This window comes from Kluyvera sp. 142486 (assembly GCF_046569695.1).
In the GTDB taxonomy this organism is placed as follows: Bacteria; Pseudomonadota; Gammaproteobacteria; order Enterobacterales; family Enterobacteriaceae; genus Kluyvera.
Map to the genome: position 1 here is coordinate 18,886 of NZ_JBKHUI010000029.1, position 12,491 is coordinate 31,376.

Here is a 12,491-nt window from a genome sequence, read left to right on the forward strand (position 1 = left end):
AGAGAAGTACATGCTGCTCTTACAGTTCCAGTATCATGTCGACGCAGCGCAATTGCGCGTTCGCCGATGCAGAGAAGTGCACGCTTTCCTTCACAACGGTAAATCCTTGTGCCTCATAAAACCCTTGTGCATTGGGCGTTGAGGATAAGGTAATCGCTTGAAATCCACGGGCGCGTGCTTCTTTTTTTATTGCATTCATAATCGCCCCAGCCAATCCCTTTCCGCTGTATTCAGGCAGCGTAAAAATAGCCTCTACGCTACCGGAAGTGAGATCGAGATAGCCCGTTGCCACCGGCCGATCGCTATCGTCCACCGCCACAAAAAACGGATAATTAATAATCTCCTGACGATACTGCTCAGGCATATTGTCCGGCGTCCATGCATCAATAACCGCCGCGTCATAGCTCGATGTGCATCCTGCACGAATAGCCTGATTGCGAATATCCCAGCATCGTTCTGCTTCTTGCGGTGTAGCTTGTCTGATTTGCATCAGTATTTCCCTCGCTTATCGTAATTGTCGTTTTACAAGGCAAAAAAACGGGACCCCAGCGGTTCCCGTTCATCTATAACCCAGCAAGTGGATTACATGTTTTCGATGATCGCGTCATCAAACCCTGAATATTTCAGCAGCTTAGCGCCTTCCATACCTTTAACGATAAGGTCAGCCGCTTCGGGCCATTCCATATGACGGAGCAGTAGTTAGCTAAACTGAAAGCAACCATCTGATATTATTAAAAATAATCACTATCACCCGTTAGGCCATTAGAGCTTAAACATCTATATAACCCACTGATTACCATAATATGTTTTTAAGTTTTGATAACTACTTTTAGCGAAGAGTTCTGTTAGCACTTCACGCTCAGCCCCGAAGGAGCTGCTATGAGCGGACAGCGGACATTCCTGAATATTAATGCTTAAAAGATGAAGGGAATTTTCATTGTGAATGGCCCTGCCATTCCTTTACACGTGCTCATGGTCTCTGAGGAATACGGTCACTCCATCTAAGAATGTAGTAACGCGACGTTCTGAAAACAACCGGCCCACAGCTCCCGGTCATATGTTACGTGTTCCTACTCAAATATTCTGTAATGCAGGAGAGTTGAATATCGTTGTCCCTTATGAGAGATAAATGGACATGTATGAAATTAACAGCCCTCCTTCCATGGGCGTAAAGCCAAAGATGTCTTTAGCAATTGAATAAATTGCTCTGCTCTTGGGGGACGATTTCCAGCCTCTTCAGCACTCAGCGCAACAATATCTGCATCGGGCAAGTGAAAATCCGTTAAAATCCTTACCAACGTCCCGGAATTTATCTGGGGTGAAACATCCCATTCCGAGCGCATAATAATTCCGCATCCTGCCAAAGCCCATTTTTTAACAACATTACCCTCGTTACTTGACAGCCGTGGGCGAATACGTACCGGTGTCTCTACACCTTCACGACTAAATCGCCATAGAGTCACGTCTTCGTCATTCTCTCGTAAGGCAATACAGGTATGTTGTTTCAACGCTTCTGGCGTCTCAGGTTCACCCTGTTTCGAAAGATAGGACGGAGATGCGCACACAAAACGTTGGTTTGCGGCAAGTTTAATGCAATGCAGAGAAGAATCCCGGAGTTCACCGATATAAATAATAACATCCCACAGATGTTTTAATGACCAGTTCGGAACATCAGATAGCGTTAATTCTGCTTCAAGATGGGGATGCATTTGGGCGTATTGCGCAAGAATCGGTGCCACATATTCATTCCCAAACCCCAGTGGGGCTAACACACGCAGTTTGCCCGCAACCTGCTGCTGGCGGTTATCGATGATCTGCTGGAGTTCATTGAGTTCTGCAATAACCTTTTCGGCTCGTGCGAAAACCAGTGAACCTTCATCAGTAAGACTGACGATGCGCGAAGGCCTCTGAATCAATTTGACCCCTAATCGCGTTTCAATGCCCTGCAAACGTTGTGTCACCGAAGAGGGGGAGATATCCAGAGCACGTGCCGTAGAGGCAAGGGTTTTATGCGTTGCAATGGCATGAAAGAAACGCAGGTCATCGCTGTTAATCATTAAGCCTCAGCCTAATCATGGATTATGGTTTGGTTTATTTAAACATAAACCTTTAACTGTAAAAATAACAAAATCATTCTATGACCGGAGACCAACGATGACCTACCCACAGTGGCTACACGAACCTGAGACTCCTTATCTTCTTATCGATGAAAACCGTTATCAGAACAATATCAACAAACTTTATAACCATGTTGAAGGGCTGGGAAGCCAGGTACGGCCTCATCTTAAAACATTACGCTCACCAGAAGCAGCGCGTTACCTGTTAAAAAATAATGATTCACCGGCTACGGTTTCGACTCTCGCTGAAGCAGAGGGATTTGCCGATGCTGGCTATACCAATATCTTGTATGCCGTCGGGATTGCACCACATAAACTGGACCGCGCTGCACGGCTTATTCATCGAGGAGTGAATCTTCACATCCTGCTGGACACTCCCGAGCAGGCATCAGCGGTGACAGAGTATGCATTGCAGCATGATGTCGTCTTCTCTGTGTTTATTGAGGTGGACTGCGACGGACATCGGGGCGGGTTACCTCCTGACAGTCAGGCATTGCTTGACCTGGCAAAACAGGTGCATGGCCACGGGGCAGAACTGAAAGGGTTAATGGCACATGCCGGTGAATCCTATAGCTGTCGCACCGAGGAGGACATTCGACTGGCTGCGAAAAATGAATGTGATGCGATCCGCCTGGCCGGACGTCGGGTGCGCGATTCGGGGATTCCCTGCCCTGTGCTGAGTGTCGGAGCCACGCCAACGGCCCATTTTTCAGCGGAACTGGAGGGCATCAATGAGGTCAGAGCGGGTGTCTTCACTACCTTTGATCTGGTGATGAAAAACGTCGGTGTCTGCGGTCTTGACGATATTGCGCTCTCGGTCGTGACGACTGTTATCGGACACAACCGGGATAAAAACTGGATATTCGTTGATGCAGGATGGATGGCCATGTCTCGTGATCGTGGTACGGCATCACAGCATGAGGACTACGGCTACGGGCTGGTGTGCACTATGGCGGGTGAGCCGTTGGAGCGGCTGTACGTAAGTATCACCAATCAGGAGCACGGCATTATTGTGTTGCCCGCAGGCTCATCGCTGACAACAGACAGCTTCCCGATTGGCTCTCGTCTCCGCATTTTGCCTAATCATGCCTGCGCAACGGCAGCAATGCATCACCGCTACCTGGTTCTATCAAAAAATGGAGAACAGCAAACGTGGCATCGTATCACCGGCTGGTAAGGACCCGGCGTGACGCAAAATTATTGGCTGACATTCACCATAACGACTTATCAGCTGCCTTATGTAAGGTATCGGTCTTCATAGACTGCAGAGCATAACCGGCGGCATTCCAGGATATCCAATAAAAAAGGTGCCAGGGAATTGGCACCTGGAATACAAAACATCGTTTAAACGACAACATTTATCGTTCTTTAGCCTAAGCATGAACCGTTACATTTTATTACGGTATTAATAAAAATGTTTCTTTTTAAAGGCTGTTGGAGCCGTCAATAATTTCAGCGTTGGCTATCGAGGTTCATATTATTTAGAACAATAAACTCTGGCCTCGCGAGGAGTATAAATACCAATGGTTACAATTCGTAAGAAAACATCCATTCCTGTTTCCTGCACTTCAGTACGAACAACCTTATCCGCGCCGCCGCAGACCAACGCTGCATCAATCGTTTTGCTCTGCCCAATACCGTTAACAAAAAAGGTTTGCGTGGTTTCTTGAGTCGGTTTTTCAGCTATACCGTTGTTTACTTTGAAAGTTTGTTGTGCACAGCCGGAAATTAAAGCTGCTGTCAGGGCTATCATTATTAATTTTTTCATGATCAGTTTAAAACATATGAATGATGGGAAGCGGATGATATTCCGCTGTTATCACTCTACATATCCGACCACTGAGAATAGATAAGATTACCTCACGGTTGTTTAGATATTATTGATATATGTATTTTAACTAAGGTTGGTTGTTGTGGTGTTGTAACGTAATAATATGCACAGTCTGCTTTGCGTGGGGAGTTTAGAATATGTTGGCAAAATTAAGCCTCATTCAAAAAAAGAGTGTGTCATGGTTTTACATGACACACTCATTGTGGTTATTTCACCGTTTCAATTTTCGGCGGCTGCCAGGTTCCGTCCAGAATCGACTGCTCACCCCAATACGCACGGATATACAGTGATAACTTGCCGTCCGGTGCCGGCAGCCAGTTATTCACCTTATCCTCTGCTGGACGTTTTTTGCTCACATAAAGGGTTAGTGAACCGTCTTCGTTATACTTCAGATTTTTATTTTTGGTCCCCAGTGAATAACGGTTCAGCTCATTTGGGCTAAACAGATGTTTGCTGTTATACAGCGTGAGTGACCAGAAGCCTTTCACCGGCGGCAGCTCGCCTTTCGGGAAGGTTACCGTGTAATCATGGTCGCCTGAAAGCTGGTTACCGGCGGCATCATTGTCGGTATAGAAATACTGCGTTTCGTCCGGCTTGTTGTCGAACATGTTAGATTTCGACGTGCCGGTACGGTTGTAGTAATCGACACCAAACTCGGCGTTATGTTTGGAACGGTTCCAGCCGTTGCCGGCAGGCACGCCGTTGTTCTTCCACTTAAAGAAATCCGCGATAACAGTTTTATCCGTCGCAACCGCGGTTTCGTCCATCCATTTACGAATTTCCGGGTTCTTCTTACCCGCTTCTACCAGATGACGGAACTGGGCATACAGAGCTTCTTCACCCGGCAGCGGCGGCACTTTTTCAAGCACGTTAGCGAACTGGTCAAAGAATTTTTCCGGAACGACCCAGCGCGTCTCACCAGCGCTTGGATCCGGCTTATCACCGATTGCCGGGATTTTGGAATATTCATAGGACTTCATCTTGCCATCAAATTTACTTAACGGGTAAGTCATCACTTCTTTGATAGGCGCCTGAATGGCCTTGCGATCTTCCGGGGTATCATCCATCTGGATACGAGGAATCACGTTCGCCATTTCGGTCGAGGACTGGATCACGCCGTTAAAGCCTTTTGGCGTTTCGCCTTTCCAGTTCGGGCCGACGAGCAAATAGAAACCGGGCTTGGTTCCATAGGGTTTACCCACATTGCCAATCTGATCGGTACGGGCGTCATAGATGGCATAGACCCAGAATCGGTCGCCAAAATCCGGCACCTGAATAACGATTGGCTCTTTGTCCAGCTCAAAGAAGCCAAGGCCGTAGGCCACGTCCTGGTTCGGGCAGGTAACGAAGGTCTCCTCCGGCTTGATATAGTCGGTGAGCATGCTCAGCTGGCCCATCGGCGCGACCGGCACCATTCCGCCGTTCAGCGCCGGGTATGGCGCTTTGGTAATAGTTTCACGCCGGTTAAACTGGTTAACCATCGGCCAGCCCCAGATGTAGGCTTGTTGCGCAATGGCCTTCACATAGGCTTCAGGCATCGTGACGTCCGGGGACGGCTGGGTTAGTTCATCAAATTTGGTCGGATGCGGGATCGTCAGCGGCGCGCTCTGGGCAAAGGCTCCGGCACTGAGCGTCAGGGCAGTCAACATTGCAAGGTGCTTCATTTTCATCTTATGTCTGACTTCTATTTATTGGTCTGAACCAGATCGTCTGGCACCCAGGTCTGGTCATAGAAACCGTCTTCGGTACCGTAAAGTCGTAATGCCACGAGGAAGTTGCGGCCGGAAACGGTTTTAATAAACGCGCTGTCGGCGACGCCTTCTGGTTTATTCGGCCCAAACCACAGGTCGATAGAGCCGTCCTGGTTTTTGGGAATGTTGTAATAGCCGTTGGTTGACGGCAGCAGCTGGTCGGTTTCCGGCATGGTGCCGTCGGTAATGTTATAGGCGGTGACGGCCCAGAACAGCGCCGCCGGCGGGTTTGGCGGTAAATGGAGCTTGTAAGTGTTGCTGCCGTCGAGGAACTTACCGGTACTGTCTTTGGTGGCGAACGGATATTTAGAACCCGCACCGGTAGTGTGCATCACCATTGCCGCCGCGCTGGAGTAGGCAATCTGGAAGAATGCCGCGCGCTGGTTGGCATCGAGCGTGCCGTACTGCATCCACTCGGCGGTCGCACCGGCCCAGGAGGTTTCCCACTGGCGGTCTTTGTAGTACAGCTGGCGCTGATCGTCACGGCCTACCTGGCGACGCGCAAGGATCATGCGTGGCGCGGTCTCGACGGCCTTTTTCAGCATCTCTTGCTGCTTCGCGCTCGGGTTGAACGGTTTGCCTTTCACCATCCCAATGCTCAGTAACGCGCTGCGTGTCTCCTCCGGGATGGCCGTCAACGGCTCATAGTCGACGAAGGTTTTCAGTTTCTGCCAGTAGCTGGCGTCGGTCGGATACATCATATTGACGCGCTTGCCGCTGGCGTCCGGGAACTGCATCGGTTTGACTTCTTTTTCCACATCCCACAGCGGATACACGCGTGTGGTTTCGGCGTTTTTCACCGCCGGAACCGGGTCTGGCTTACCGTCGCCTTTGCCCATAATGGTTCTGAAGAACAGGAATACGTTGTAGGTCGAGGATTTAAACGCGTAGTACCCCTGAGGCACCGGCCCTTCGTAGTCCGGCGGTAACAGCAGATACAGCCCACCGCGGGCGCGATCCGGGCCAATAGCGCCCACATCGGTGATGGTTTTCTGGAAGAAGTCGGTGAACATGCCGATCACGTTCGGCGGCGCTTTAATGACCAGCGGGCCGGTCTCTTTCAGATCCAGATAGCTCATTGAATAGATAACGTCGCCGTTCGGCGTAGGCACCACGGCGCGGCTGTCCATGCGCTCTTTCCAGATAGGCAGCACATTATAGCCTTTGCCAAATGCCGCCTCCGAACCATCGCGCAGGCCAATGGTGTTCAACAACGGCAGCGTCTGAATATAGGCCTGGATTGCGTCCTGATAGTAAAGTTCATCGCTGAGCGACTGCGCCTCTTCCTGAGGAAGCCAGTTACCGTTATTCAGTTGTTTCATGAGGGGTGACAGAGGCGCGTCGGCGGCTGTTGCGGGCTGAGTCCACATGAGCGCCAGCAATACCGCGGTGGTAATGACGTTAACTTTCATAAACTTTTCCTGAGTGAGTAGGACGAATAATCAGAGATAAAAACGGCTTCCAGAGTAAGTAATTGTGGGGGTGCTCTGACATCAAAAAGGGAACCCATTTAAGAATAGTCAAATCTGCAAAAATGTAATCTTTATAATTATTTATTTATAAATTTCTGAAATTATTGCGTATGCATTATTTGGCGATATCCTGCGTTTTTTCGTCGAGGACATCGGATAGCGCCAGGCGGGACTTTCAACGATGGCGGCCACGTTTACGGGAAGACATTGCAGATGTGAATCGCTGGTCTATGCTCAGAAAATACAGGATCTGCCGCTCGGCTGGTTGCTTGAATAATAATGATAATTTCACATTACTCGGTGGTGGGTATGAATAAGCTTGTGCTCGCAATTATCTCGACGATGCTATCGATTATCTCGTTTTATTCTCTTGCCGCTGAACCCCGTCAGGAACCTACCGACGCAGAGCGAGCCCGTACGGTTTATATCTTCCATCAACCGATTGTGATGCTGCAGGCGAAATTTGGTCTCACTACGCCGGAAGAGCGGGTTTTACGTATTAGAAATACCTTACGCGGCTTCACAAAGGCGGATGTCAGTGAGCCGCTAAAAATCATTCCCGTGACGCGCTATCACCAGCAGGGCCGACTTATCGTGATGAATGGCAAACCGGTTATATTGCTGACCCAGGCCGATCTGGATGAGGGGGACGATCTCACCCTGGATCAGGCCGCGCAGCGCGTGCTGGCGCGCATGGAAACGCAGCGCGCAGCGCTTCGCGATCAGTACGATACCGGCTGGCTGGTGCTTTCCGGAATTAAAACGCTGGCGGGATTGCTGGTTTTAGTCGGCTTTTTCTACGGTGCATGGCGCACGTACCGCTGGGTCAGCCGCTATTTCCGTCGCCGTGTGGTGGAACAGCGCAGCAAAATCCCGCAAAGCTGGCGTCGATATATCGGCGTTGTGGAGGCTCGATTATTCGCTCTGCTGATGATTATTCTCGCTATTTTTGCCTTTTACGCATGGCTAAGCTGGGCGTTTAGTATGTTCCCCTGGACTCGCGTCTGGGCAACATCGTTGGGTGACTGGTCGCTGCGCGTCATTCGTCAGATTGCCTTATCCATCGTTTCGTCGTTACCCGGTCTGCTGATTGTGTTGATTATTTTCCTCATCACCGCCTTCATTCTTAAGCTGCTTAAGATGGTCCTGAATCAGGTTGAGGCGGGGCGCTTGCAGTTTCCGGGCCTGCATCCCGAAACGGTTGGCGCGACACGCAAATTGATTTCGGTGATGGTGTGGTTATTTGCGCTGTCTGCAGCTTACCCGTTTCTACCGGGGGCAAATTCACTGGCCTTTAAGGGCATCAGCGTCTTCTTTGGCCTGATGTTAACGCTGGGCTCGGCAGGGGTCATGAACCATGCCATGAGCGGCCTGGTGCTTATTTATTCTCGCGCGCTGCGCAAAGGGGACGTCATTCGCGTGGCGGATAATGAAGGCAAAGTCAGCGAAATAGGCATGCTCGCCACCAAAATCATCACCCGCGAAAACTACGTGGTTACCGTGCCTAACGCGGTGGTGGTCAGCGGCAAGATCACCAATCTCAGCGCACAAAATAACGACGGCAGCGTCAATTTAACCGTCAGCGTTACTATCGGCTACGACACCCCCTGGCGGCAGGTACATGCCATGCTTGAGCTGGCAGCAAAACGGGCAACCTGTGTTGACCTGACGCGCCCACCGGTGGTGCGTCAGCTGGAGCTGATGGACTGGTACATCGCCTATGAACTTCAGGTCCGGCTGTTACCGGAGCAGTCACTCGCCGTCGCGCGCAACGAGCTGCACAGCCATATTCAGGATGTTTTCAATGAGTTTAACGTTCAGATAATGTCGCCGAACTTTGTTATGCAGCCTGAAGGCAGCGTGATGGTCGCGAAAGAGAACTGGTATGCCGCCCCCGCCGCCCCGTCAGACGGGAAAAATTCGCTTTAATTGCCGGTAACCGGCTGAGGACACATGAAAAAATCGACATGGCTTTGTCTGGCAATATGCCTTCCCACAACGACTCAGGCAAGCGCGCTGTATTTCTACGAAATTGCGACCGAGGATACCGCGCTGGCAGGTGCTGGCCAGGCCGCCCGCGCGCAGGACGCTTCGACGATCGTCACGAACCCGGCTGGTATGACCCGTCTACCTGACCACATGTTTACCGGCGGCCTGCAGGCGATGGACGGCGATATTTCTTATCAACTGGATGATGACGCTGGTCGCCAGAGTCCTGGCGATATCCTGCGTTTTATTCCGAATGGCAGCGCCTTTTACTCGCAGAAATTAAATGATGACCTCTATGCCGGGATTGGCATGTACGGAAACTATGGCCTGGGTATCGACTTCGGTAACTGGGCGGGCGACCGATTAATTAAAAAAAGCACCATGGTGGCCATGACCTTAAGCCCTTCTCTGGCTTATAAGCTGAACGACCGGGTATCGGTCGGCGGCTCCGTTAATGTCAACTATGGCTTTCTGTCGCTGACCCGTAACGTAGATGGCAACGATGAAAAAGAGAAGGATCACGACTGGGTGCTCAGCTATCGTCTGGGTTTGCTGATGGACCTGACCGATAAGACCCGCGCGGGTATTGCCTGGACGAGTAAAACCAAATACGACTTTAATATCGATGGTAAGGCCCGCTTCCCGAATTTAGCCAATATCGAATACGACCTGCCCATTTCGGCGCAGGTGAACGCGCCTCAGCAAATTATGTTGAGCCTGGTGCACGATCTCAATAAACAGTGGTCGGTGATGGGCGATCTCGGCTGGCAGGACTGGAGCCAGTTTGGCAGCCCGCAGATTGCGGTCGCCGGGCGTGACGCCGACAAAACAAACCGGCTTAAAGACTCCTGGCATACGGCGCTCGGCGTGCAGTATCGCCCGACGGAACAGTGGCGATTGAATGCCGGCGTCGCATTCGACAGCACTATCTATCAATCGCAGAGTGACGTTTCGCTCTCCATACCGACCGGTGATGAATGGCGATTTGCCACCGGTGCGCAGTATCAGATGACCCCGCAAAGCAATATTGGCTTTGCCGTATCCTACCTGCATATGCAGTCTTCACGCGTGCAGTCTCCAGAGCCATTCAAGGGCAGCTATGACAATCCCTATCTGTGGTTCGCGAGCGTGAACTACAGTTATTCATTTTGATTTTTGATTCCTGATTTTAGTAGGTTCGCTTTTGCACGAAGCGGGCGAACCTACTAAAGTGAATACGAATGTCCGCGGTGAGCTGTGAGTTCAACCGGTCTAAGAGTTATTGCTACCCTGCCTTTACCCGGAGTGTGGTTTGCCGGGTATTATTGGATCCCTGTGCGATGCCCCTAATACTAACTCCAGTGTGATTCCATATAGTAACCATAACTTACTGCTCTTCATTTAGTGCAGAAGGTCATCCAAACCGTTTACCGGCTGTTTTTACTCACACACGTTCATGCCGCAATTAACTTTCAAATTCAGCAACAGCCGAGATAACTTGCATAGTCATTCTTCCGGCAGCACTTGTCAGACCAATACCTTAGAAGGCCGGGCAATGAACTCGAATGTCTGACGCAGGCAGTAGTCCATTCGTTTTCCTTGGCTGTCTGTATATAATAAGTTTTATCGTAGGATATTTTACGTTTCATAAGGCATCAGATCGCAAGCGAAATCGGAGTAAGTGTAATCCAAGCTGAAGTGCTGGATAAAAACCTTATCATCTCTATACCGGATGCAGTCAAGATGGAAGCTATTTCCAATGCTCGCTCGGTGCGCCATGCGCTGCGGGTTTATTTTGACTTAACGCTTAACTTTCTGATTTATTGTAGTTACGCTATGATGATTATATTACATATATGATTACCAGAATTTCAGTTAAGTACAACAATAAACGCAATACCAATTAAAATTCGAGGGTTAACAATGAGCGTCAGAAGAGATAGCGACGGTAAATATGTGACAAGTGAACAGCCTTTTAAGCAGTATGATGAAAAGTGGCGCGCTGATAATGCTGCTAGCTGGGAAGCACCCAGCCAACCAAACCAGCCTGTTAACAATTCATGGAGTAGTATCCAGCAGCCCACATCTACGTCAATGTCTTATGACGACCAACTGGCTTTCGCCAGCGGCGCGGGAAAAGTTCTTGCCTTAATTATTATCTGGTTTACGCTATGGGGCGTTATATTAATACCAGGGCTACAGGCTTCGCAAATACTCATATATGCGGGTGGGCTTACCTCAATCCTGGGAAGAATCATTTTCTCGATCCTTTTCAGTGTCTATTCCATCCTGTTTGCCCCCCTTCAGTTTGCTTACCTCTTTGATGTAGACCTGGTAATGCGATTGCTCATTCAACTAGGGATGATAGTTGTACTGTCATTTCTGGTATTTAAATTCTGGAAGAAATTGAAGAAAAAAATATTGTATAGCGTCGCTATTATTGCAGTACTGGCATATATAGCCGTTGGGCTGGTGTCGCTTAATAGTGGACTTTGGGAATCATTTAAGTTTTTCCCGTATCTCAGTTAGTAGTTCCGTCTTTACCTTACTGTGGCACATAGCATAATGAAGAAGAGAGATTGATGAAAAAATCGTTGCTGGTAATAGTTCTGCTTGGGTTAAGTGCATCGGCAGCAGCCGGGGAAGCACACTTTTGTGGCTCCCCTGAAGTTGGCGCGCTCGAAACAGGGCGTCATGATGTTAATGACAGTACCGTTTTTACTTGCGGTGGAGGGATCAAAGGCACCCTGCCCGAACTGGCAAAACAGGGTTGGAAAGTTGTGCAAGTGAGCGATCAGATGGCATCATCATCTTCGTCTGATCCGAGTAAATCCACTGTCTATTCACGGTTGATAATACAGAAAGACTGACAACACGTGTTTTCTTAATGACCAACCAAACTCCGTCAGCTGGCAGAGTTTGGTTGTCACTCTGAGTTTCTAACTTGTGGTTTTCACCAGCATCGTAACCTGTTTTGTCATCTTGCTCGAAGTCACCTTCTAGTTCAGTCCACCGTGAGCCCTTACCTGGTCCATTTTCCCGGGCAACCTCGCAATCAGCTCGTGGCGCTTAGGTTAGGTCAAATACATTGACCACAAATTTCAGCAAAGCTCACGATAAAGCAGAGATCCCCCCGAAGGTAAGACGCCATCTACGTTTCGCGAACAGAGATCTTTGGCAGAAAGACTGTATGAAGTACAGGGCGTAAATACGAAAGAACTGCTGGGACATAAATCCCAGAGACAAACTGATAGCTGGTGTAAGCACACCTGTTTTAGTTCCACGCACTTTTTGAGATTTCCGGTTTTTCAGCCATCAGCCGGTACTCTTCTGGCGTCAGGTTATTCAGGGA

At 49.6% G+C, this 12,491-nt stretch carries 10 protein-coding genes and 4 pseudogenes; 6 read left to right on the forward strand and 8 right to left on the reverse strand.

Features of this window, described 5'->3' with window-relative positions; genetic code table 11:
• Positions 1-19 precede the first annotated feature (19 nt).
• The 3 genes and pseudogenes from ACLGE8_RS21940 to ACLGE8_RS21950 form a co-directional block, all read right to left on the reverse strand.
• Positions 20-490 (reverse strand): GNAT family N-acetyltransferase, encoded by a 471-nt coding sequence (locus ACLGE8_RS21940; RefSeq protein ID WP_411001199.1) that lies wholly within the window; start codon positions 488-490, stop codon positions 20-22.
• A 92-nt stretch (positions 491-582) separates the two neighbouring features.
• Positions 583-699 (reverse strand): annotated as a pseudogene (locus ACLGE8_RS21945) (hypothetical protein); the annotation flags it as partial.
• Positions 700-1,145: 446 nt separating this feature from the next.
• The gene (locus tag ACLGE8_RS21950; RefSeq protein WP_411001200.1) at positions 1,146-2,057 is read right to left on the reverse strand and encodes a LysR family transcriptional regulator; all 912 of its coding nucleotides are present in this window, start codon (positions 2,055-2,057) and stop codon (positions 1,146-1,148) included.
• A 97-nt stretch (positions 2,058-2,154) separates the two neighbouring features.
• Here ACLGE8_RS21950 and ACLGE8_RS21955 point away from each other — a divergent pair, with 97 nt between their 5' ends.
• A complete protein-coding gene (locus ACLGE8_RS21955) occupies positions 2,155-3,294 on the forward strand; it encodes a DSD1 family PLP-dependent enzyme (protein WP_411001201.1) in 1,140 nt (379 codons plus the stop codon).
• A 300-nt stretch (positions 3,295-3,594) separates the two neighbouring features.
• Here the strand turns inward: ACLGE8_RS21955 and ACLGE8_RS21960 are convergent, their stop codons facing one another.
• From ACLGE8_RS21960 to ACLGE8_RS21970, 3 genes are all read right to left on the reverse strand, one after another.
• Complete coding sequence (locus ACLGE8_RS21960; protein WP_411001202.1) at positions 3,595-3,885, reverse strand: Bor family protein; 291 nt, start codon at positions 3,883-3,885, stop codon at positions 3,595-3,597.
• 269 nt (positions 3,886-4,154) lie between these two features.
• Positions 4,155-5,618 carry a DUF1254 domain-containing protein gene (locus ACLGE8_RS21965; protein WP_411001203.1) on the reverse strand — a complete coding sequence of 488 codons (1,464 nt, stop codon included), beginning with the start codon at positions 5,616-5,618 and terminating at the stop codon, positions 4,155-4,157.
• Between the two features lie 14 nt (positions 5,619-5,632).
• Positions 5,633-7,111, reverse strand: coding sequence for a DUF1254 domain-containing protein (locus ACLGE8_RS21970; protein ID WP_411001204.1), 1,479 nt, complete (start codon positions 7,109-7,111; stop codon positions 5,633-5,635).
• 369 nt (positions 7,112-7,480) lie between these two features.
• Here ACLGE8_RS21970 and ACLGE8_RS21975 point away from each other — a divergent pair, with 369 nt between their 5' ends.
• Both ACLGE8_RS21975 and ACLGE8_RS21980 read left to right on the forward strand, forming a co-directional pair.
• Positions 7,481-9,100, forward strand: coding sequence for a mechanosensitive ion channel family protein (locus ACLGE8_RS21975; protein WP_411001205.1), 1,620 nt, complete (start codon positions 7,481-7,483; stop codon positions 9,098-9,100).
• 24 nt (positions 9,101-9,124) lie between these two features.
• Positions 9,125-10,312: an OmpP1/FadL family transporter gene (locus ACLGE8_RS21980; RefSeq protein ID WP_411001206.1), complete on the forward strand. Its 1,188-nt coding sequence runs from the start codon at positions 9,125-9,127 to the stop codon at positions 10,310-10,312.
• A 112-nt stretch (positions 10,313-10,424) separates the two neighbouring features.
• On the opposite strand, the pseudogene ACLGE8_RS21985 reads toward ACLGE8_RS21980, so the two are convergent.
• Positions 10,425-10,739 (reverse strand): annotated as a pseudogene (locus ACLGE8_RS21985) (recombinase family protein); the annotation flags it as partial.
• 323 nt (positions 10,740-11,062) lie between these two features.
• Here ACLGE8_RS21985 and ACLGE8_RS21990 point away from each other — a divergent pair.
• The 3 genes and pseudogenes from ACLGE8_RS21990 to ACLGE8_RS22000 all read left to right on the forward strand — a co-directional run.
• The gene (locus ACLGE8_RS21990; protein ID WP_411001208.1) at positions 11,063-11,668 is read left to right on the forward strand and encodes a hypothetical protein; all 606 of its coding nucleotides are present in this window, start codon (positions 11,063-11,065) and stop codon (positions 11,666-11,668) included.
• Positions 11,669-11,721: 53 nt separating this feature from the next.
• On the forward strand, positions 11,722-12,009 hold the full coding sequence (locus ACLGE8_RS21995) for a hypothetical protein (RefSeq protein WP_411001209.1): 288 nt from the start codon (positions 11,722-11,724) through the stop codon (positions 12,007-12,009).
• Between the two features lie 259 nt (positions 12,010-12,268).
• Positions 12,269-12,397 (forward strand): annotated as a pseudogene (locus tag ACLGE8_RS22000) (integrase); the annotation flags it as partial.
• Positions 12,398-12,413: 16 nt separating this feature from the next.
• Here the strand turns inward: ACLGE8_RS22000 and ACLGE8_RS22005 are convergent.
• Positions 12,414-12,491 (reverse strand): annotated as a pseudogene (locus ACLGE8_RS22005) (integrase); the annotation flags it as partial.

Excerpts from the sequence above, each read along its gene's own strand:
- ACLGE8_RS21940 (WP_411001199.1), bottom strand. The coding sequence starts at position 490 with ATGCAAATCAGACAAGCTACACCGCAAGAAGCAGAACGATGCTGGGAT.
- ACLGE8_RS21950 (WP_411001200.1), bottom strand. The coding sequence starts at position 2,057 with ATGATTAACAGCGATGACCTGCGTTTCTTTCATGCCATTGCAACGCAT.
- ACLGE8_RS21955 (WP_411001201.1), top strand. The coding sequence starts at position 2,155 with ATGACCTACCCACAGTGGCTACACGAACCTGAGACTCCTTATCTTCTT.
- ACLGE8_RS21960 (WP_411001202.1), bottom strand. The coding sequence starts at position 3,885 with ATGAAAAAATTAATAATGATAGCCCTGACAGCAGCTTTAATTTCCGGC.
- ACLGE8_RS21965 (WP_411001203.1), bottom strand. The coding sequence starts at position 5,618 with ATGAAAATGAAGCACCTTGCAATGTTGACTGCCCTGACGCTCAGTGCC.
- ACLGE8_RS21970 (WP_411001204.1), bottom strand. The coding sequence starts at position 7,111 with ATGAAAGTTAACGTCATTACCACCGCGGTATTGCTGGCGCTCATGTGG.
- ACLGE8_RS21975 (WP_411001205.1), top strand. The coding sequence starts at position 7,481 with ATGAATAAGCTTGTGCTCGCAATTATCTCGACGATGCTATCGATTATC.
- ACLGE8_RS21980 (WP_411001206.1), top strand. The coding sequence starts at position 9,125 with ATGAAAAAATCGACATGGCTTTGTCTGGCAATATGCCTTCCCACAACG.
- ACLGE8_RS21990 (WP_411001208.1), top strand. The coding sequence starts at position 11,063 with ATGAGCGTCAGAAGAGATAGCGACGGTAAATATGTGACAAGTGAACAG.
- ACLGE8_RS21995 (WP_411001209.1), top strand. The coding sequence starts at position 11,722 with ATGAAAAAATCGTTGCTGGTAATAGTTCTGCTTGGGTTAAGTGCATCG.